The organism is Streptomyces sp. NPDC107538 (assembly GCF_055657445.1).
Window position 1 is genome coordinate 119,415 of the sequence record NZ_JBVKAY010000001.1, and the last position, 19,547, is coordinate 138,961.

The 19,547-nt window shown below is 69.5% G+C and carries 19 protein-coding genes; 11 read left to right on the forward strand and 8 right to left on the reverse strand.

What is annotated here, in order from left to right; genetic code table 11:
* Positions 1-157 precede the first annotated feature (157 nt).
* Positions 158-1,342: an IS701 family transposase gene (locus tag ACZ7MG_RS00490; protein WP_471387309.1), complete on the reverse strand. Its 1,185-nt coding sequence runs from the start codon at positions 1,340-1,342 to the stop codon at positions 158-160.
* Between the two features lie 62 nt (positions 1,343-1,404).
* Entirely contained in the window at positions 1,405-2,331 is a 927-nt protein-coding gene (locus tag ACZ7MG_RS00495; RefSeq protein ID WP_471387312.1) for a helix-turn-helix transcriptional regulator, read from the reverse strand.
* A gap of 252 nt (positions 2,332-2,583) precedes the next feature.
* On the opposite strand from ACZ7MG_RS00495, the gene ACZ7MG_RS00500 reads away from it, so the two are divergent.
* The 5 genes from ACZ7MG_RS00500 (at position 2,584) to ACZ7MG_RS00520 (ending at position 6,182) form a co-directional block, all read left to right on the forward strand.
* A complete protein-coding gene (locus tag ACZ7MG_RS00500; RefSeq protein ID WP_471387314.1) occupies positions 2,584-3,423 on the forward strand; it encodes an SDR family oxidoreductase in 840 nt (279 codons plus the stop codon).
* Positions 3,424-3,519: 96 nt separating this feature from the next.
* Complete coding sequence (locus ACZ7MG_RS00505; protein ID WP_471387317.1) at positions 3,520-4,317, forward strand: SDR family oxidoreductase; 798 nt, start codon at positions 3,520-3,522, stop codon at positions 4,315-4,317.
* Positions 4,314-4,646 carry a carboxymuconolactone decarboxylase family protein gene (locus ACZ7MG_RS00510; RefSeq protein WP_471387320.1) on the forward strand — a complete coding sequence of 111 codons (333 nt, stop codon included), beginning with the start codon at positions 4,314-4,316 and terminating at the stop codon, positions 4,644-4,646. The genes ACZ7MG_RS00505 and ACZ7MG_RS00510 overlap by 4 nt, the downstream gene beginning before the upstream one ends.
* A 47-nt stretch (positions 4,647-4,693) precedes the next feature.
* The gene (locus ACZ7MG_RS00515) at positions 4,694-5,110 is read left to right on the forward strand and encodes a (R)-mandelonitrile lyase (protein ID WP_471387322.1); all 417 of its coding nucleotides are present in this window, start codon (positions 4,694-4,696) and stop codon (positions 5,108-5,110) included.
* A 37-nt stretch (positions 5,111-5,147) separates the two neighbouring features.
* A complete protein-coding gene (locus tag ACZ7MG_RS00520) occupies positions 5,148-6,182 on the forward strand; it encodes a zinc-binding dehydrogenase (protein WP_471387325.1) in 1,035 nt (344 codons plus the stop codon).
* A 59-nt stretch (positions 6,183-6,241) separates the two neighbouring features.
* On the opposite strand, the gene ACZ7MG_RS00525 is transcribed toward ACZ7MG_RS00520, so the two are convergent.
* Entirely contained in the window at positions 6,242-7,147 is a 906-nt protein-coding gene (locus ACZ7MG_RS00525; protein ID WP_471387328.1) for a helix-turn-helix transcriptional regulator, read from the reverse strand.
* 172 nt (positions 7,148-7,319) lie between these two features.
* Here ACZ7MG_RS00525 and ACZ7MG_RS00530 point away from each other — a divergent pair, with 172 nt between their 5' ends.
* The 6 genes from ACZ7MG_RS00530 to ACZ7MG_RS00555 all read left to right on the forward strand — a co-directional run bounded on the left by ACZ7MG_RS00530 (position 7,320) and on the right by ACZ7MG_RS00555 (position 14,032).
* Positions 7,320-8,720, forward strand: a complete 1,401-nt coding sequence (locus tag ACZ7MG_RS00530; RefSeq protein WP_471387330.1) for an MFS transporter — start codon at positions 7,320-7,322, stop codon at positions 8,718-8,720.
* A 138-nt stretch (positions 8,721-8,858) separates the two neighbouring features.
* Entirely contained in the window at positions 8,859-9,131 is a 273-nt protein-coding gene (locus ACZ7MG_RS00535; protein WP_471387407.1) for a DUF2255 family protein, read from the forward strand.
* A gap of 66 nt (positions 9,132-9,197) precedes the next feature.
* Positions 9,198-10,244: an NAD(P)-dependent alcohol dehydrogenase gene (locus ACZ7MG_RS00540; RefSeq protein WP_471387333.1), complete on the forward strand. Its 1,047-nt coding sequence runs from the start codon at positions 9,198-9,200 to the stop codon at positions 10,242-10,244.
* A gap of 170 nt (positions 10,245-10,414) precedes the next feature.
* Complete coding sequence (locus tag ACZ7MG_RS00545; RefSeq protein ID WP_471387336.1) at positions 10,415-11,101, forward strand: SDR family NAD(P)-dependent oxidoreductase; 687 nt, start codon at positions 10,415-10,417, stop codon at positions 11,099-11,101.
* A gap of 20 nt (positions 11,102-11,121) precedes the next feature.
* A complete protein-coding gene (locus ACZ7MG_RS00550; protein ID WP_471387339.1) occupies positions 11,122-12,705 on the forward strand; it encodes a Na+/H+ antiporter in 1,584 nt (527 codons plus the stop codon).
* 184 nt (positions 12,706-12,889) lie between these two features.
* Positions 12,890-14,032, forward strand: coding sequence for a low temperature requirement protein A (locus tag ACZ7MG_RS00555; RefSeq protein ID WP_471387342.1), 1,143 nt, complete (start codon positions 12,890-12,892; stop codon positions 14,030-14,032).
* A gap of 64 nt (positions 14,033-14,096) precedes the next feature.
* Here ACZ7MG_RS00555 and ACZ7MG_RS00560 read toward each other — a convergent pair whose 3' ends face one another.
* The 5 genes from ACZ7MG_RS00560 to ACZ7MG_RS00580 form a co-directional block, all read right to left on the reverse strand.
* On the reverse strand, positions 14,097-15,158 hold the full coding sequence (locus tag ACZ7MG_RS00560; RefSeq protein WP_471387345.1) for an NAD(+)/NADH kinase: 1,062 nt from the start codon (positions 15,156-15,158) through the stop codon (positions 14,097-14,099).
* Positions 15,159-15,180: 22 nt separating this feature from the next.
* Positions 15,181-15,567 (reverse strand): nuclear transport factor 2 family protein, encoded by a 387-nt coding sequence (locus tag ACZ7MG_RS00565; protein ID WP_471387348.1) that lies wholly within the window; start codon positions 15,565-15,567, stop codon positions 15,181-15,183.
* 80 nt (positions 15,568-15,647) lie between these two features.
* Complete coding sequence (locus ACZ7MG_RS00570; protein ID WP_471387351.1) at positions 15,648-17,054, reverse strand: glucose-6-phosphate dehydrogenase; 1,407 nt, start codon at positions 17,052-17,054, stop codon at positions 15,648-15,650.
* Between the two features lie 40 nt (positions 17,055-17,094).
* Positions 17,095-18,378: an MFS transporter gene (locus tag ACZ7MG_RS00575; protein ID WP_471387352.1), complete on the reverse strand. Its 1,284-nt coding sequence runs from the start codon at positions 18,376-18,378 to the stop codon at positions 17,095-17,097.
* A 96-nt stretch (positions 18,379-18,474) separates the two neighbouring features.
* Complete coding sequence (locus ACZ7MG_RS00580) at positions 18,475-19,446, reverse strand: aldo/keto reductase (RefSeq protein WP_471387410.1); 972 nt, start codon at positions 19,444-19,446, stop codon at positions 18,475-18,477.
* Positions 19,447-19,547 lie beyond the last annotated feature (101 nt).

The following is a 19,547-nucleotide window of genomic DNA, read 5'->3' on the forward strand; positions in this document are numbered from 1 at the left end:
CAACGGTGCTTGTTCTGATTGCTGGGCAGCTTTCAGGGGCTGTGTCCGCGTCGTTTGTAGTGACTGGTGCGGGCTTGCTGTTGCCGTCTGCGGCGCCATGTCGACCAGTGCAGGATGTGGTCGACCGGGGTGGGGCGGCGGTCGGTGAGGCGGGTGATCAAGCGTCTGATCTCGCCGAGGCTGAGGTGGATGAGCTGGGAGGATCCGTTTCTGCTTTGTCGGCGTCGAGTTCTCGGGCCCGCAGGACGGTCAGGCAGGCGTGGGCGGCCATGGCCAGGGTCATGTGGCGGTGCCAGCCGGGATAGCGGCGGACCTGGTAGTCGTCCAGGCCGCATTCCTGCTTCGCACTCTGGAAGCATTCCTCCACCGCCCAGCGGCTGCCCGCGATGCGGATCAGCTCATCCAGCGTGGTGTCGGCCGGGCAGTAGGCGATGTAGTAGGAGATCTCCTCCGGGCGGCTGACGCTGCGGCGGGCGATCACCCAGTGCCGGCGGTCGGGTCGGTGCCAAGGGCGGACCTCGACGCGGGCCCAGTCGTAGATCCGCTGTCCATGGGCACCTTGGCCGCAGGAGCGGCGCTTCCACTTCTGCCGGGCCAGGCCGGGGAACAGGTCATGGACGGGGTGGTCGAGGGCCCAGCGGGTGACGACGGTGTCGTGGCGGGTGGTGGCCATGACGTGGAAGACGTCCGCCTGCTCCAGCTCGAAGCGCCAGCCCTTGCTGAAGCCGTAGGCGGCATCCGCGGTCACCCATCCGAACGGAATCTTCTCCGCGATCGCCCGGCGGACCATTGCCTTGGCCATGGCCACCTTCGTCTCGAAGGCGACGCTGCCGTCGATGCCGGCCTGTCGGCACCGTTCCCGGTCGTCCGTCCATGACGTGGGCAGATACAGGCGGCGGTCGATCAGCGTGCGTCCGCGGCCGGTGGCGTAGGCGAGGAACACACCGACCTGGCAGTTCTCGGTGCGGCCCGCGGTGCCGGAGTACTGCCTTTGCACGCCGGCCGAACGGATGCCCTTCTTGAGGAAGCCGGTGTCATCGACGATCAGGACGGCATCCCGGTCTCCGAGATGTTCCACGACGTACTCGCGCACGTCGTCCAGGACCTCGTCGGCGTCCCACTCGATCCGGTTCAGCAACCGGTGGATGCGATCGGGGCCCGCGTGCCCGGCCTCCTCCGCCAGCGTCCAGCCGTTCTTCCGCTCCAGCGGCGCAACCAATCCCCGCATGTATGCCAGCGCCGACTGACTCGGCTCCGACCGGCTGAACCGGTGCACGAACCGCCCGTGCACAGCGTCCAGTTCGCTCGCCCACAACCTGACATCAGCAAGGTCCCCACCCATAACCTCACCAACGACTGACCTGGCCAGCAGTCACGGCAAGCACCGTTGCAGTACTAGTCGGCTTACGCAGCCGCATCGTCCTGGGCTGCGGCCGATGGACGGTTCGGCCGGGCGGCGGGCGCCTGCGACGGCTGGGAGCCGAGCATGTCCAGGAGGACCAGGGCGTCGTGCTCGGGCGTGTCCGGTTCGGCGAAGAAGGCGACCAGACGGTGGCCCGGGGTGCCTTCCAGGTGCATGGACTGGTAACCAAGAGTGACGTCGCCGACCTCGGGGTGAAGGAGGGTCTTGCGACCGTGCGCGTGTGTCCTGATGTCGTGGCGTTCCCACAGCCGGGCGAAGTCCGGGCTCTTGAGGAGGAGTTCGCCCACCAGCTGAGTGAGGTCCGGTGCGTCCGGGTCTGTTCCCGCGAGTGCGCGCAGCCGGGCGACGCTGCCGCGCACCTGGGACCCCCAGTCGTCGAAGAGCTCGCGGGCGGCAGGGTGGAGGAAGACGTAGCGGGCGATGTTGCGGTCCTTGACCGGCCACTTCTCCATCTCGGGGAGCAGACGCAGCCCGCCGGGATTCCACGCGAGCACGTCGGTGGTGCGGCTGAGCACGCACGCGGGGTAGGGGCGCAATCTCTCCAGCAGCAGTTTGGTGCCCGCTCGGACCGTCCGTGACGGCGACGTCCGGGGTTCGGGGACGCTGCGGGCGGCCAGGGCCGCGAGGCTGCGCAGGTGCTCCTGCTCGCCGTCGTCCAAGCGGAGGGCCCGGGCGAGAGCGTCGATGACGGCGGGGCTCGGGCGGGTCTCCTTGCCGCGTTCGAGACGGGCGTAGTAGTCGACGCTGATGCCGGCGAGGGTGGCGATTTCCTCGCGCCGCAGGCCAGGGGTGCGGCGCGGCCCGGTACCTGCCGCGAGCCCGGCCTCGGCAGGCGTCAGCCGAGTGCGGCGGGCGCGCAGAAAGCGCCCCAGCTCGGTGCCGTCGCTGGAGGTGTGCTCACGTGTCATGTCCTCCAGTGTGGACACACCGGCCGAGGCACGGGAGGGATCTGGGGGGCCCTGTCACTCCCCGGCACGACACGGCCTGCCATGTCGTACGTCACTCCCGCAGGGTGGATAGCAGTGCCGAAGACGTGCCGACAGCGCTTGTCGCCTTCGCCGCCGTACCGGTCGGGTGCGAGGACCCGCCCCGGGCGGAGATCGACAGGCACCGGACCGCCGTGAGAGCACCCGCGAGAACAGAGACGAGGGGTTCGGAACATGAGCACAGACGCGAAGGAAGTAGTCGTCGTCATCGGCTCGGGCAGCATCGGCCTTGCCATCGCCCGGCGTGTCGGTGCCGGCCGCACCGTGCTGCTCGCCGACTACAGCGACAAGGCGGCCGAAGCCGCAGCCGAGCGCCTCCGGGGTGAGGGACACGAGGTGACGACCCACGTCACCGACGTCGCCGACCACGCTGCGGTCGAAGCCCTGGCCGACGCCGCGGCCGCCCTGGGGCCGGTCACCCAGGTGGTGCACACCGCCGGTGTTTCTCCCACCCAGGCCAGCATCGACCGGATCCTGCACGTGGACCTCGTGGGCACCGCGATGGTCCTCGACGCCTTTGCCCGCGTCATCGCACCCGGCGGCGCCGGCATCGTGATCGCCAGCATGGCCGGGCACCGGGAGAGCCCCTACGCGCCGGAGATCGAGCACGCCCTCGCCACCACCGAGACCTCGAAACTGCTGGAGCTGCCCTTCCTTCAGGCGGAGAAGATCGGCACGACCGTGCACGCCTACGCGCTCTCCAAGCGGGCCAACTCGCTGCGGGTGCAGACGTCGGCCGTCGCCTGGGGCAAGCGAGGTGGCCGCGTCAACGCCGTCAGTCCCGGCGTCATCATCACGCCGCTCGCCCTGGACGAGCTGTCCGGACCCCGTGGTGAGTGGTTCGAGCAGGTGCGGAAGGTGTCGCCGGCCGGACGCTTCGGTACGTCGGACGAGGTCGCCGACGCGGCGGTCTTCCTCCTCGGCCCGCAGGCCGGCTTCATCACCGGCGCCGACCTCCTGATGGACGGCGGAGTGACCGCGGCCCTGCGCACCGGTGAACTGACCATCCCCTGACCGGCGAAGAGCCCGGCACACCCACTGGACGACGTCCTTTCCCACGCAAGTCGCGGAGAAGGACACCAGGTCCCTCGGACCCGTAGGAGACGAACCATGGCAACAACACCTCTGACCGTGCTGGTGGTCGGCGCGACGGGCAGCATCGGACGCCTCGTCGTGGCCGAGTCGCTCGCCCAGGGCCACACGACCCGCGCACTGGTACGCGACGCGGCCAAGGCCGGACGGCAGCTCCCCTCGGACGCGGAGCTCGTCGTCGGCGACGTCACACAGCCCGACACCCTGACCAAGGCCGTGGACGGGGTCGACGCGATCGTGCTCACGCTCGGGTCCTACGGCAGCGCGCACTCCTCGCCGGAGAGCGTCGACTACGCCGGTGTCCGCAACATCCTGTCCGCCCTGAACGGGCAGACGCCCCGCATCGCGCTGATGACCGCCATCGGGGTCACCGCCCGCGGCAGCGCGTACGACCACCTGCTCGACTGGAAGCGCCGCTCCGAACGCCTGGTCCGGGCCAGCGGGCTGCCCTATACCATCGTGCGGCCGGGCTGGTTCGACATGCATGCCCCCGACGAGCGCCAGCTTGTCTTCCTCCAGGGCGACACCCGGCGCTCGGGCAGCCCCTCCGACGGAGTCATCGCCCGCGAACAGATCGCCCAGGTGCTGGTCCGAGCCCTCACTGCCCCCGAGGCCACCCATCGCACCTTCGAGCTGGTTGCGGAAAAGGGCCCTGCCCCCAGTGACCTGGGACCGCTGTTTGCCGCACTGACTGAGGACACCCCTGGCGCCCTGGACGCGGCCCGCGACGAGGCCAACATGCCCTTGGCGCGGGAACCGCAGGGCGTGCGCGACGATCTCGATGCCGTCTCGAAGCTCCGGAACAGCTCCTCATGACCGAGAACGCGACCCCCGCGCAACGGTTGATCGGTGACACCGCTCCGAAGCTCGTCGAACTGACCGACGAGGTCCTCTTCGGCGACGTGTGGGCCCGCGAGGAACTCTCCCCGCGCGACCGCAGCCTGGTCACCGTCACCGCATTGGTGGCTCTGTACCGCAACGAGCAGCTCGGCTCGCACCTGCGTCGCGCCCTGGACAACGGCCTGACCACGGAGGAACTGGCCGAAGCCATCACCCACCTGGCGTTCTACGCGGGATGGCCCAACGCCATGAGCGCCGTCACCCAGCTCAAGGCGATCGTCGAAAACCCGGACACGCCCCGCTGAGCCGTACTCCGGCCGACGGTCCCCCCCCCACGTCCCGGAGAGGAACTATGGAAATCCTCAAACACCCACCCACCACCAAGGCGCCCGACGACTGGTTCACCGGCGACGTCTGGTTCGACGTCATCTACGCCGGCGAGGAACCGTCCCGGATGCGCGCCAACACGGTGCGCTTCTCGCCCTGCGCCCGCACGGACTGGCACTCCCACGCGAGAGGCCAGACCCTGCACATCCTCTCCGGAGTCGCGCTGATCGGTACCCGGGACGGCACCGTCATCGAGGCGCACCCCGGCGACACGATCCACACCCCGCCGGGCGAGGAGCACTGGCACGGCGCCACCCGCGACCACTTCATGACCCACCTGGCCCTGTGGGAGGGCACCGGCCCGGGCGGCGGCCCGGAGACCTCCTGGCTGGAGAAGGTCGACGACGCGGAGTACGACGCGCCGCGCAGCCGCACCCGCTGACAACCAATTCGACGACAAACGAACTGGGAACAGGACCATGCGAGCAACACTGATGTACGGCGCCGGCGATGTCCGCGTCGAGACCGTGCCCGACCCGAAGATCCAGCAGCCCACCGACGCGATCCTGCGTGTGCTGCGCGCCTGTATCTGCGGCAGTGACCTGTGGCCGTACGGCTCCATGCCCGCCTCGGAAGACGGCGCGCGCATGGGCCACGAGTTCCTCGGCATCGTCGAGGAGACCGGCTCCGAGGTGTCCACGCTGCGACGCGGCGATCTCGTCGTCGCACCCTTCGTCTGGTCGGACAACACCTGCGAGTTCTGCCGCGAGGGCTTGCAGACCTCCTGCCTGCATGGCGGGCTGTGGGCCGCAGACGGCAACGACGGTGGTCAGGGAGAGGCCGTGCGGGTGCCGCAGGCGGACGGAACGCTCGTCAAGCTGCCGGTCGGCGAGGACTCCGCCCTGCTTCCCTCCCTGCTCAGCCTGTCCGACGTGTTCTGCACCGGGCACCACTGCGCCGTCACCGCGGGCGTTAACGCCCGAACGACCGTCACGGTCGTCGGTGACGGCGCCGTCGGCCTGTCCGCCGTCCTCGCCGCCAAGCGGCTCGGCGCCGAACAGATCATCCTCATGGGTCGGCACACGGGCCGCACTGACCTTGGACGGGACTTCGGAGCCACCGAAGTCGTCCCCGAACGCGGCGAAGAAGGCATCGAGCGCGTTCGCGAACTGACCGGCGGTCACGGCACGCACACCGTGCTGGAGTGCGTGGGCACCCTGCCCGCCCTGGAGATGTCGCTGGGCGCCGTCCGACCCGGCGGTACGGTGAGCCGGGTGGGTGCCCCCCAGTACACCGATGTGCCCCTGGGATTCCCGGAGTTCATGAACAACATCACCCTGACCGGTGGTGTCGCCCCGGCACGCGCCTATATCGAGGAGCTGATGCCGGACGTCCTGGAGGGCCGGATCGAACCAGGTCGTGTCTTCGACCGCACCGTCGGTCTGGACGAGGTGCCCGACGGCTACCGGGCCATGGCCGACCGCGAGGCGCTGAAGGTTCTCGTCAAGCCGTAGGCCCGAGGCGAGGCAGACAGGTCAGGGGGCCGTGCCGCATGGCACGGCCCCCTGCGGGTTCAGCCGGGCTGGGCTTCCCTCGACGTCGACTCGGCCCGCACCGGCTCCCGGTCGAGCCGGACCATCACGTCGTAGCCCGGCGTTCCCGGAGCGGCGTGATACGCGACGATGCGTTGCCCGAAGGTCCCCTCCGGCTGAAGCGAGTGATAGCCGAGGGTGAACGTTCCGGCGTCAGGGTGGTGGAACGTCTTGAGGCCATGACTGTGGCCCCTGACGTCGTAAAGCTCCCACAAGCGGGCGAAGTCCGGGCTCTTCGTAAGGAGTTCGTCGACCAGGCCGGTGAGATCGGGAGCGTCCGGCTCGACGCCGGCCAGGGTGCGCAAACGGGCGACACAACCGCGGATCTGGTTCTCCCAATCCTCGAAGAGCTCGCGCGCGGTGGGGTGAAGGAAGACGTAGCGCACGATGTTGCGCTGTCCTTCCGGCCAGTCCTCCAGACCTGCCAGCAGGCGCAGTCCGCCGGGGTTGGTCGCGACCAGGTCCATGGTCCGGTTGACGATGTGTGCCGGATACGGGCGCATGGCCTCCAGCAGCAGATGCAGACCCGGTTCGACGGAGGGGTCGGTCTCATGGGGCGTCAGCCGCGTCGTTCCACCACGCGCCGCGCACGCGGCGAGTTCGCGCAGATACCGGATCTCGGGTTCGTCCAGCAGCAGCGCAGAGCTGAGAGCGTCGACGACGGACGTGCTGGGGTTGGTCTCACGGCCGCGCTCTAGCCGTGTGTAGTAGTCGATGCTGACACCGGCCAGGGTGGCCAGTTCCTCTCGGCGCAGACCCGGAGTGCGGCGTAGGCCCGCGCCTTCGGGAAGGCCCACGTCAGCGGGGGTGACTCGGGCACGGCGGGCCTTCAGGAAGTTGCCCAGCTCGCTGCCACCAGTGTTGCCGTTGCGCTGCTCACGTGCCATGAGATCGAGTTTTGCAGCCCTGTGACCAGGGTGACAGCCACGAGGGGGGCCCTGTCGCACCCTGGAACACCGCTCCCCGGCACAGCACGGCCTGCCGCCCGGCGCCTGTCGCGAGCAGGCTGGATGCCGTCCGGGAAAGTCGGACGCCGCCACACTCCCAGAGGAGACGATCTTGTCCGGTCCCGCCGCCCCCACCCGGTCATCGACCGGCGTCGCGGGGAGCCACCCAGGCGGCGCCAGCGCTCGCTGGGCGCTGGCGGCCGCGCTCCTCGGCTTCTTCGTGATGACCCTCGACGCCTTGATCGTCAACGTCGCGCTGCCCGAGATCGGCGGGAGCTTCGACGCGGGCATCACCGGTCTTCAGTGGGTCGTCGACGGCTACACCCTCATGTTCGCCGCACTGCTCCTGTCCGCCGGGGCGATCGCCGACCGGATGGGCGCGCGCGAGGCGTTCGGCGGTGGCCTCGCCCTGTTCACCGTCGCCTCGGCACTCTGCGGTTTCGCCCCGAACCTGGCTGTGCTCGTCGGCGCGCGGCTGGCCCAGGGCGCGGGCGCCGCCGTGATCGTGCCCGCCTCGCTGGCGCTGCTCCGCGAGGCATACCCCGACTCCGCCCAGCGTGCCCGGGCGATCTCGTTCTGGGCCATGGGCGGCACTGCGGGCGGGGCAGCTGGCCCGGTCCTCGGCGGTCTGCTCAGTGCCGTCAGCTGGCGGATGATCTTCTTCGTGAACCTGCCGGTCGGTCTGGCGGCGCTGTTCCTGCTGTCCCGCACCTGCCACTCGCCCCGACGCGCGGACGCCCCTTTCGACTGGACGGGACAGATCGCCGCGGTGGTGGCCATGGGCGCCCTGACCTTCGCTGCGATCGAGACCGGTGCAGCCGGCCTCGCCGCGCCACGGGTGCTGAACGCCCTCGGGCTCGCCGTGGTCGCGGCCGTGGTCTTCCTCGTCGCGCAGGCCCGTGGACGCAATCCGATGGTGCCACTGCCCCTGCTGCGCGAGCGGACCGTGGCGATCTCGGCATCGGTCGGCTTCGCCCTCAACGTCGGCTTCTACGGCATGATCTTCCTGCTGAGCCTGTACCTCCAGCAGGAGCACGGCCTGTCACCGCTGATGACCGGGCTCGCCTTCGTGCCGATGACCCTGCTGAGCGCCTTTGTCAGCCCCACGGCCGCTTGGTGTGCCGCGAAGTTCGGCCCCCGCATGCCTGTTGTCACCGGGCAGCTCGTCATGGCCGTCGGACTCCTACTGCTGTGCCTGCCGAACGCCTCGGCGCCCACCTGGCTGGTGGTGCTGCTGATGGTGCCGGTCGGTACTGGCGGCTCGCTGGCCGTTCCCGCGGTGACGTCCGTGCTGCTGGACCGTGTCCCCGCCGAACGCGCGGGCACCGCCAGCGGTGTCCTGAACGCCTCGCGCCAGCTCGGAGGAGCCCTGGCCGTCGCCGTCTTCGGCGCGCTGGTGGCCCAGCACGCGACCTTCTTCCACGGCCTGCGCACCAGCCTCCTGATCGCCGCGGCCCTGGTCCTGCTCACGACGGCGGCCAGCGTGCTGCTCAGGCCCGCCCGGCAGCGGTAACCACCCCTCCGACGACGCAAGGAGCGCTCTCGATGACCACCGCCGCGAACTGGACGGACGACGAACTCGACGCCATCGGCCACGCCGAGGAGCTACGCTTCGCTGCGCCCCAACGGCGCCCAGAGCAGCTGGCGCACCATCTGGGTAGTCCGCGTCGGCGACGACGTCTACGTCCGCTCCGTCAACGGCCCCCGCTCCGACTGGTACCGCGGCACGCGCGCCCGTCAGGAAGGCCGTATCAAAGCCGGAGGCGTCAGCAAGGACGTCTCCTTCGTCGACGCGGACGAGGAGATCAACGACGCGGCCGACGCCGCCTACCGCCGCAAGTACGGCCACTACGCGGCCCACATCATCCAGCGCATCACCAGTGGCACGGCGAGTGCCACGACCATGCAGCTCGTGCCCCGCTGAACCACCGGCCGCACGGATTCGGCGGCCGGTACCCCGCAGCACCCCCAACCCCCACAGGAGAACCGCGTGCTCACCGCAAACGCGTACGTCGCGACCTCCGCGGCCGAACCGCTCACCCCCACGACCATCGAGCGGCGCGAGGCCGGACCGCGTGACGTCCTCATCGACATCAAGTACTGCGGCATCTGCCACTCCGACATCCACCACGCCCGCGACGACTGGGGCGGACAGACCTACCCGGTGGTGCCCGGCCATGAAATCACCGGTGTGGTCGCCCAGGTCGGCTCCGAGGTCACGAAGTTCGCCGTCGGTGACCGTGTCGGCGTCGGCTGCCTGGTCGACTCCTGCCGCAAGTGCGCCTACTGCAAGGCCGGCCGCGAGCAGTACTGCGCCCAGGGCGGAGGCACCCTGACCTTCGGCGACACCGACAAGTACGGCCAGGTCACCCAGGGCGGCTACTCCACCCGCATGACGGTCGACGAGGACTTCGTCCTCAAACTGCCCGACTCCGTCGACCTGGCGAACGCGGCACCGCTGCTGTGCGCGGGCATTACCACCTACTCCCCGCTCAAGCGCTTCGGCGCCGGTCCCGGGACGAAGGTCGCCGTCATCGGCTTCGGCGGACTCGGCCATGTGGCCGTGAAGTTCGCCCATGCTCTCGGCGCCGAGGTCACGGTGCTGTCGCAGTCGCTCCGCAAGCAGGACGACGGCCACAAGCTCGGAGCCGACCACTATCACGCCACCAGCGACCCCCAGACGTTCGAGAAGCTCGCCGGCATGTTCGACCTCATCATCAACACCGTGAGCGCGAAACTCGACCTGGACGCCTACCTTGGTCTGCTCGCGGTGGACGGCACCCTGGTCAACGTGGGCGCACCGGCCGAGCCGCTGTCGGTCAACGTCTTCTCCCTGCTGATGAAGGGCCGCACGTTCGCCGGCTCCCTCATCGGAGGTCTACCCGAGACACAGGAGATGCTCGACTTCGCAGGCACGCACGGCATCGGCGCCGAGGTCGAGGTCATACCTGCCGAGCAGATCAACGAGGCGTACGACCGCGTCCTCGCCTCCGACGTCCGCTACCGCTTCGTCATCGACACCACGACGCTGGCCTGATCCACGGTCGGCACCCAGAAAGCACCCCGTACAGGGGCCTCCCCCGTAACTCCCCTGTACGGGGCCCTGTCGTCATCAACAGCCCTGACCGGCAAGGCAGCCGGGCCTCGCCCACGAAGCGCGCCACCGCTTGGTCCCCAACCCGCAGTTCTTCCGGACATGGACGTGTCATGACCACTATCGCCATCATCGGAGCCGGTCCCGGCCTCGGAGCCGCCGTCGCACAACGCTTCGGACACATGGGCCACGAAGTCGCCCTCATCGCTCGCCACCAGGACCGGCTCGACTCCCTCGCTGACGCCATGGGCGCCGAGGGCATCACGGCGCGAGGCTTCGCCGCCGACGTGCACGACACCAAGTCGCTCCAGGCCGCGCTGGACGCGGCACACGCCACACTCGGCCCGATCGAGATCCTTCAGTACAGCCCCGTCCCCCGCGGCGACTTCATGCGGCACGTCCTGGACACCACCGCTGCGGACCTGACCGGGCCCGTGGAGTTCTCGCTCTACGGCCCGGTCGCCGCCGTACAGCAGGTGCTGCCCACCATGCGGGCCCTCGGCCGCGGCACGATCCTGTTCGTCAACGGCGGCACCGCGCTCGTCCCACACCCCGAACGCGCGGGCACATCCATTGCCTTCGCGGCGCAAAGTGCCTACGGTCGTCTCCTGCACGACACCCTCGCCCGTGAGGGAATCCACGTCGGCCAGCTCGTCATCCCCGGTGCGATCATCCCGGGACACCATCGCAAGGATCCTGCCGTACTAGCGGCGACGCTGTGGTCGATGCACACCGGTCGACACTGCTTCCGTCACTATGCCGAGGACCTTGGATTTTTGACCACGCCCGAACACGCCTGAAACCGACGGGGAGAAACACCGTGCTCGGCCTCGAACTGATCGTCCTCCTGGGGCTTGCCATCCTGCTCGGAGAGGGCATGGGACACCGCCTGCGCGTCGCACCACCCGTGCTGCTGCTCGTCATCGGCGCGCTGCTCGGCTTCGTCCCCGCCCTGCGCGAGGTGCAACTTCCGCCCGAGGCCGTGCTGCTGCTGTTCCTGCCGGCGCTGCTGTACTGGGAGAGCATCACCACGTCGCTGCGTCAGATCCGCCGCGACCTGCGTGGCATCCTCCTGACGGGCACCGTTCTGGTGATCGCCACCGCCGGTTGCGTCGCCGTCGTGGCCCACGAACTGGGGCTGGGCTGGGGCCCGGCCTGGGTGCTGGGTGCGGCGGTAGCGCCGACCGACGCCACCGCCGTCGGCGTCCTGGCCAAGGCCCTGCCCCGGCGCAACGTCACACTCCTGCGCGCCGAGAGCCTGATCAACGACGGCACCGCGCTGGTCGTCTACGGTCTCGCCGTCGGCATCACGGTCGGCGGTGAGCACCTGACGGTCCCGCATGTCACGTGGCTGTTCCTCGTGTCCTACGCGGGCGGCGCCGCGGCAGGCGGGCTCGTCGCCTGGCTCAGCATCCGGGTGCGCCGCCTCTTCGACGAGCCGTTGCTGGGGAACGTGGCCGCCGTGCTCACCCCGTTCGCGGCTTTCCTCCTGGCCGAAGTGATCCATGCCTCGGGAGTACTCGCCGTCGTGGTGGCCGGGCTGATCATGAGCCAGGCGTCCCCCCGGTTGGTGGGGGCGGCAACCCGGCGCCAGGGCGAGGAGTTCTGGGGACTCTCCACCTTCGTGCTGAACGGTGCGTTGTTCGTCCTGGTCGGGCTGGAGGCACAGGCCGCAGTGCGCAATCTGGACGGAGCCGACCTCACGCATGCACTGATCGCGGTCGGTGCGGTCTCAGCGGTCGTCGTGGCGGCACGCTTCGCCTTTCTGTTCACCGCGGTCTACGCGATCCGTCTGCTGGACCGCCGTCCACAGCAGCGACTGCGCCGGATGGGCCACCGGGCCCGGGTGGTGAGTGCCTTGTCAGGCTTCCGCGGCGCCGTGTCCCTGGCCGTCGCGCTGTCCGTGCCGACCACGCTGGACTCCGGCGCGCCGTTCCCCGACCGCGACACCATCGTCTTCGTCACCTCGGGCGTCATCGTCACCACGCTGGTCGTGCAGGGCCTGCTGTTGCCGGCGGTGGTCCGCTGGGCTCGCCTGCCGCAGGACACCTCGGTGGCGGAGGAACTGTCGCTGGCGGAGACCACCGCCACCGAGGAGGCACTCAAGGCGCTGCCGCAGGTCGCGGAGGCACTCGGCGCCGCTCCCGCTGTAGCCGAACGCATGCGCGAGGAGTACGAGAGCCATCTGCTGGTCCTGCGGGCAAGGGGCGGCGAGATCGACGACGCGGACGTGCTGCGCCATGACCGGCACTACACCGCACTTCGTCTGGAGCTGCTCGCCCGCAAACGTGCCACCGTACTGCGGCTGCGGGACGAGCACGAGATCGACGACACGGTGCTGCGCCAGGTGCAGCGGCGCCTCGACATGGAGGAAGTACGTCTGTCCCGGAGGCCCGCCGAATGACGCGGCGGGGAATCGTGGAACCGTGCGGGGGTGTGACAGGGCCTGTCTCACGCTCCTGATCTGCACTATCCATCACACTGTGCTCGCAACGCGCAGGAGAGAAAGGGTGCGGTCGGTGAGAAGGACAAGCAGTGCGCAGGAGAGACCGCCGACCGGGCCCCCCACGGTTCTGGTCGGCAGTCGGGTGACGACGTTCGAGCTCTTCTTCGACCTCGTGTACGTCATCACGCTCACCCGCGTCACCGAGTACATGGCCCACGAGCACAGCGGCATCGGGGTGCTCCACGGAATCCTTCTGCTGGCCCTGGTGTGGTTCTCCTGGTCGGCGTACGCGTGGCTGGGCAACCAGGCGCAGGCCGACCTGGGCGTCGTACGGCTGGGGATGACCCTCGCCATGGCCGGGGTGTTCGTGGTGGCGCTGACTGTCCCGGAAGCGTGGGACGACGCCCCGGGTGGGTTGTACGGGCCGCTGGTTCTGCCCTGCGCCTACCTGTTCGTACGCTGCGTGCACCTCGTCATCTACACGCTGCTCGCCCGCGGTGACCAGGGACTGCGGCGCCAACTCGCGGTGTCCTGGCCGCCCGTGCTGGGCGGTTCCGCCCTTCTGATCACCGGTGCGGTGATCGGCGGGCGGTGGCAGACCGTGTTGTACGCGGCGGCGATCGTGGTGGACTGGGGTGGCGTCTATCTGACCTCGCGGCGCGGCAGTTGGCGTATCCATGACGCCGGGTACTTCACCGAGCGGCACCAGCTGTTCGTCATCATCGCGATCGGCGAGTCGCTCATCGCCATGGCCGCCGGTGCCGCGGACCATCCGGTCAGCGTGCCTCTGCTGACGGCTGGCGTTCTGGGTGTAGCGGTGGCGGCAGGGCTGTGGTGGCTGTACTTCGATGTGGTGAGCCTGCTGGTGGAGCACCGGCTGGCAGAGACGCGGGGCGGCTCCCGTTTGAGTATGGCGGTGCATGCGTTCGGCTATGGCCACTTCCCCATCGTGGCGGGCATCGTGCTGACCGCGCTCGGCGTCGAGGGAGTGGTGGCGCACGCGGACAGCGGAAAGGGACTCGGCGGCTTCTACGCCGGCGCGCTGTGCGGCGGCGCCGCCACATATCTCGCGGGACTGCTGATCTTCGGCCGCATCTCCGCGGGAGTGTGGGGTCCGTTCCGCCTGGTTGCTCTGTGCCTGCTCCTCGCCTGGCTGCCGGCGGCGATCGTCCTTCCTCCGCTGGCCGGCCTGCTGGGCGTAGTCGTCTTGCTGGCGGGAGTGGCAGCCTGCGAGACCTGGCGCTACGGGGAACTACGCAGGAGTGTCCGTCCGGGACATTCCTGACTCCTTGCGCGGTCGGGTGTGGCGGCGGTGCCCCGTGTTGCACGGGGTGAGCGGAGGCGGCCTGTCAGGAACCGCCCGGTGCCGTCAGCAGGGACAGGTGTGCGAGGTCCCGGGGCGGCGCCGTCGTGACCGACCACAGCGGGGCGGGGGAGCCGTCGGCAACCGCGGCCGGTGCATCGGTCAGGTTCATCCTCTCGCGCAGACGGCCGTAGAAGTCCATAGGGCCCAGCCGGACGGCCCGCAGGCGGCGCGGGGCGGCGTACACGCCGATCCAGTCCCCGGGATCGAGGACGCCCCGCAGCTGGCCGTCGATACTGACCGCAGCCGGTCCCGACCGTTCCAGAAGACGCAGCCCGACGGGCTCGTCCGGGGCGGTGACGACCGAGCGGTCGAAGGCCATGTGCGGGGCGACGGGCGTGAAGACGAGGACCTCCGCGCGCGGCGAGACGACGGGCCCACCGGCGGCGAAGCTGTAGGCCGTCGAGCCGGTCGGTGTGGCGACGAGGAGTGCGTCGGCCGAGTAGGAGGCCAGCAGGCGGCCGGAGACGTAGACGCCGACGGACACCTGCCGGTCTCTGACCAGCTTCTCCAGCACGATGTCGTTGAGCGCGGTGACGTCCAGGGGAATGCCCCAGTCCTTGTCGACCTCGCAGTCGGGCCGCACCTGCGGCGGCGGCAGGAGCGGCCCCCGGCCGTAGGCGATGAGGGATTCCATGTCCGACGGCACCTCCAGCCGACGGGAGGCACGCAGTGCGAGCAGCATGCGGGTGTCGATCTCGAATCGGTCCTCCCGCACCGCGTCCAGTGCCGAGCGCACCGCGGTGGCCGACAACTCCGTCAGAAAGCCCACCCTGCCCAGATCGATTCCCAGGACCAGGGCGTCGTTCGCGGCCGCCAGCCGAGAGCCGCGCAGGAAGGTGCCATCGCCGCCCAAGGTGACCACGAGGTCGGGGTCGCCTGCGGCCCTCACTTCCTCGCGGGCGCTGCGCCGCCCACCGTCGTGCCACACGTCGATGTCCGCACACCGCACGTCGTGTTCCTCGCACCAGGCACGCACCAGGCCGGCCGCCTCCACGGCCTCAGGGCGTCCGCCGTGTACGACCAGGCCCAGCCGGTTCACTGTCACATCCGCCTCCGAACGATCCCGGTCACCAGGTGGTGGCCTCGGTACGCAGCACGACCCAGGTGTCGTCCCTGAGTCCGTAGCCGGTGGCCAGTTGCAGCCGCCATTCGGCCCGGGTGCCGTACACGGTCGCGTCCGTGACGGTCCGGACGACCAGGCGGGCCGTTTCTCCGTCGATGTCGAGGGTCACGTTCCTCTCGTCAATGGTGTGGTAGACGAACCGCCCCTGCTCCATCTGCGCCAGCCATTCGTCCTTCGGCTGCACGTATCCCGTCATATGGGTGAGGGTGAAGCCGTCGTCGAGGAGGGCGTCGAGTACTTCGGTGTCTCCTGCGTGCATCGCGTCGAGGTAGGCGCGGTGCACATCGAGGATCCCCTCACGGGTGCTCTGGTCGTCTGACGGTAAACGCACAGCGGGCTCCAGACGGGGGCGCGGCCCCGCTGACGGGCGTCGGCGGGGGTGGTGCTGTCGGGGACGTCGGCAGGGTTCTCTCATTGGCTCGACACCACGTTCTCAAGCGGCGACCAGCGGCCGTCGGTGACCAGACGGTCGGCCTGAGCGGGGCCCCAGCCGCCGGGCTCGTAGACGACCGGCGGCTCCTCTGGGCCGAGCATGTCACCGACGACGCGCCAGCACTCCTCGATCATGTCCATGCGGCAGAACCTTCGCGGGTCGCCCGTGACCGAGTCGGCAAGGATGTGCTCGTACGCGGTCGTGTCGTTACCGGTCAGGCGGGTGAAGTCCGCGGTCGCCGAGATCCTGTCCAGTGCCGTGGTGTCGCCCGCGTGCTGGGCGAGAAGGTCGAACGTGACGCCGGAGCGGGGCATGAGGCGAAAGCGGACGAGACCGGAGCCGGGGCTGTCGGTCCGCTCGGCAGGGAGGTGAGGGGTTACCGGCCGTGCGAGTTCTACGATGATCTCGGTGGAGGTGGTCGCCATGCACTTGCCCGCACGGATCGTGAAGGGCACGCCCGACCAGCGGTCGGTGTCCACCCAGGTACGCAGTGCGGTGTACGTCTCGGTCGTCGAGTCCCGCTTCACCCCCTTGGTGTCGAGGTAGCCCGCGTACTGACCGCGGACGTGGTCCTCGGGGCGGACGGTCCGGATTGCCTTGAGGGCGCGGGCTCGCTCCGTCAGCGTGTCCACGGCCGAGTTGGATCGTGGGGCGTCCATCACGAAGTAGGCGAGGGTCTGCAGCAGATGGTTCTGAACGACGTCACGCAGACAGCCGGTGGCATCGTAGAAGCCGCCGCGGTCCGCGACGTCGAAGTCCTCCGCCATGGTGATCTGGACGCTTCGCACATGGCGGCGGTCGAGGACGGCCTGCATGAGCGGGTTGGCGAAGCGGATGGTGAGCAGGTCCTCGACGACGTCCTTGCCGAGGAAGTGGTCCACGCGGCGCAGCCGTTCCTCGGGAAAGTGACGTGTCACCTCGGCCTGCAGGGCATGTGCCGAGGACAGGTCGTAGCCGAAGGGTTTCTCGACGACCAGGCGGGCGCCGTCGTTCAGTCCGGCGCCGGCGAGGAGTCCGGCTGCCCTGGCGTAGAGGGCTGGTGGTACTGCCAGGTAGTGGGCGAGCGTTCCCGCGCCCCGTGTCTCCTCGGCGATCGAGCGGAAACTGCGAGGCTCGTCGTAGTCGACGACGGCCAGGCGCAGCAGTCCGGCCAGCCGGGCGAACGTGTCCTCGTCGAGAGGGCCTTGCGCCTCTATCGACTCGCGGGCGTGGCGCCGCAGCCCGTCCAGGGTCCAGCCGCCGCGGGTGACGCCGACGACCGGTTCTGTCAGCAGGCCCTGGTGGACGAGTTGGTACAGGGCGGGAAGCAGCATCTTCTTGGCGAGGTCTCCGGTGATGCCGAACAGCACCAGAGCTCCGGCTCGCCCATGTGACGTGTCTGCCATGTCGCGCGTGTCCTCTCCGTGAAATCGGTTCGTACGGCGACTACTTGACGCCGCGTACGCCGGCGAGGGTGAAGGCCGCAGCCGCGGCGCACACCGCTCCCACGGCGAACAGGAGGGGGTAGTTGGCGGTGGAACCGATCAGCACCGCCCCGTACAGCGGGATCAGCATCTGCGGCAGGACCAGGCCGAGGTTGTAGACGCCCAGTTCCTGGGCGGTGTCGTCCGGGTCCGGCAGCACCCGGGTGATCATCGGGAGGTCGTCGGCGAGGTAGGCGCCCTGGCCGATCCCGATGAGCGCGAGCCCCGCGAGGAAGATCCCGAAGCTGTCGCCGACGGTGAGGAGGAGCAGTCCGGCCACGGCGGCGGCCACGCCGATCCGCAGGAAGGGCTTCAGCCGCCCGGTTCGGTCCCCGAGCGCGCCGAACAGGACGGACGCCGCGACCGATCCGGCGACCATCACCAGCGTCGACTGGAATACCTTGTCCGCGGTGGAGGCGCCGGTGAAGCCGATGCGGTCGGAGACGATGTACGTCTGGTACGTGAGGATGATGAAGACGCCGGAGAACATCAGGAACCGACTGAGGAAGGCCCAGGAGTAGGCCGGGTAGCGGCGAGGGTTCACGTAGAAGGTCTGGAGCAGTTCCTTCAGTCCCAGCCGGGGCAGGGACGCCTGGTCCGCAGGAGTGTCGGGAACGACGGCGACGAGGAACCCGGCGGTCGCGACCCCGATCAGGCCGGGCACCAGCAGCATCAGAGCGGGGCTGGACTCGGTGAGGCTCACGATGAGGGTGCCGCCGACCATGCCGATCGGCATCCCAGCGCCCATGAGTCCGCTCACCCGGCCGCGCATGGCGTCGGGTACGCGCTCGGGCAGGAGGGCCTGACAGACCATGAGGGTGCCCGACCAGCCAGCCTGCGCTAGCACCCAGCCGACTGTCAGCAGGAGCACCGTGTCGCCCAGGCCGATCAGCGCGAGGCCCGCTGTCCCCAGGACCGGACCGATGACCAGCCAGGTCCGTCTTCTGCCGAAGGCCAGCGTGGTGCGGTCGGACAGGCGGCCCAGCAGCGGTGAGGCGACCGCGCCGGCCAGGGCACCGATGGACAGGACGGTGCCCAGCATCGACAGCTTGTCACCGTGCCCCACCACGTCCACGACTCGCAGGGCCATGCTCACGGTCGGCGGGCTCATGACCGCGATGTACGCGCCGAAGTAGGCGAGGACCAAGGCCACCGGCACAATTCGCCCGGGGGCGGCCGCGCCGGTCACGGGGGCAGGGGTGTGCGGTGGACCCGTGGCGGCGTCGACCTGGCGTTCGCTACTCATCCCGACCTCGCTTACGTGCGGGCGCGCACGGTTGTGGTCCCGCACGCGCGAGTGACGGTGGAGCCCCGCGTCGACGCGGGATGTCCGAAGGGCGGATCAACGACCGAGCAGGCGCATCCCGGCCTCGTCGTGGTGGTCACCGGCTGCCGCGGGCAGGTTGTCGAGCTTCTCGATCTGTTCTGCGGTCAGGAGGATGCCGTCGGCGGCGATGTTCTCCTCCACCCGTTCGACGCGCTTGGTGCCGGGAATCGGGGCGATGTCGTCGCCCTGCGCGAGCAGCCAGGCCAGCGCTACCTGCGCCGGCGTCGCGCCGACCTCGTCGGCGACCGCCTTGACCTCGTCGGCCAGGCGGAGGTTGCGCTGGAAGTTCTCACCGGTGAACCGGGGGTTGTTCTTGCGCCAGTCCGTGTCGGCGAAGTCGTCCGTGGAGCGGATCTGCCCGGTGAGGAAGCCGTGGCCGAGCGGCGAGTACGGCACGAAGCCGATGCCCAGCTCCCGCAGCACGAGCAGAGTCTCCGCCTCGGGATCGCGTGTCCACAGGGAGTATTCCGACTGCAGGGCCGCGATCCGATGGACGGCATGGGCACGCCGGACCGTGTCCACGCCGGCCTCGGACAGCCCGAGATGACGGACCTTGCCCTCGGCCACCAGCTCCGCCATCGCCCCGACGGTCTCCTCGATCGGAGTGTCCGGGTCGACCCGGTGCTGGTAGTAGAGGTCGATGTAGTCCGTCCCGAGCCGCTTGAGAGAGCCCTCGACGGAGATGCGGATGTTCGCCGGGCTGCCGTCGACACCTTCGCGACCCGTGTGCGACATGAAGCCGAACTTCGTGGCCAGGACGACGTCGTCGCGGCGCCCCTTCAAGGCACGGCCGACGAGTTCCTCGTTGACGAAGGGCCCGTAGATCTCTGCGGTGTCGATCAAGGTGACACCCAGATCGAGCGCCCGGTGGATCGTACGGATCGACTCCGCGTCGTCCGAGCCCGCCCCGGTGTAGGCGTGCGACATCGACATCGCGCCGAGACCGATGCGGGAGACCTGAAGGTCGCCCAGCTTGATGTACTTCATCATCCGCTCCCTGTACTTCGGCTTCCCGGGGCACCCGTACATGCCCTCTCCAGGAAAACCTGATCTTCGAGCTACAGGTCAGCCTGCTGCTGATGCCGGGC

What these genes read in the sequence shown, in the direction of transcription:
- ACZ7MG_RS00490 (WP_471387309.1), bottom strand. Translation starts at nt 1,342, where the DNA reads ATGGGTGGGGACCTTGCTGATGTCAGGTTGTGGGCGAGCGAACTGGAC.
- ACZ7MG_RS00495 (WP_471387312.1), bottom strand. Translation starts at nt 2,331, where the DNA reads ATGACACGTGAGCACACCTCCAGCGACGGCACCGAGCTGGGGCGCTTT.
- ACZ7MG_RS00500 (WP_471387314.1), top strand. Translation starts at nt 2,584, where the DNA reads ATGAGCACAGACGCGAAGGAAGTAGTCGTCGTCATCGGCTCGGGCAGC.
- ACZ7MG_RS00505 (WP_471387317.1), top strand. Translation starts at nt 3,520, where the DNA reads ATGGCAACAACACCTCTGACCGTGCTGGTGGTCGGCGCGACGGGCAGC.
- ACZ7MG_RS00510 (WP_471387320.1), top strand. Translation starts at nt 4,314, where the DNA reads ATGACCGAGAACGCGACCCCCGCGCAACGGTTGATCGGTGACACCGCT.
- ACZ7MG_RS00515 (WP_471387322.1), top strand. Translation starts at nt 4,694, where the DNA reads ATGGAAATCCTCAAACACCCACCCACCACCAAGGCGCCCGACGACTGG.
- ACZ7MG_RS00520 (WP_471387325.1), top strand. Translation starts at nt 5,148, where the DNA reads ATGCGAGCAACACTGATGTACGGCGCCGGCGATGTCCGCGTCGAGACC.
- ACZ7MG_RS00525 (WP_471387328.1), bottom strand. Translation starts at nt 7,147, where the DNA reads ATGGCACGTGAGCAGCGCAACGGCAACACTGGTGGCAGCGAGCTGGGC.
- ACZ7MG_RS00545 (WP_471387336.1), top strand. Translation starts at nt 10,415, where the DNA reads ATGACCACTATCGCCATCATCGGAGCCGGTCCCGGCCTCGGAGCCGCC.
- ACZ7MG_RS00570 (WP_471387351.1), bottom strand. Translation starts at nt 17,054, where the DNA reads ATGGCAGACACGTCACATGGGCGAGCCGGAGCTCTGGTGCTGTTCGGC.
- ACZ7MG_RS00575 (WP_471387352.1), bottom strand. Translation starts at nt 18,378, where the DNA reads ATGAGTAGCGAACGCCAGGTCGACGCCGCCACGGGTCCACCGCACACC.
- ACZ7MG_RS00580 (WP_471387410.1), bottom strand. Translation starts at nt 19,446, where the DNA reads ATGAAGTACATCAAGCTGGGCGACCTTCAGGTCTCCCGCATCGGTCTC.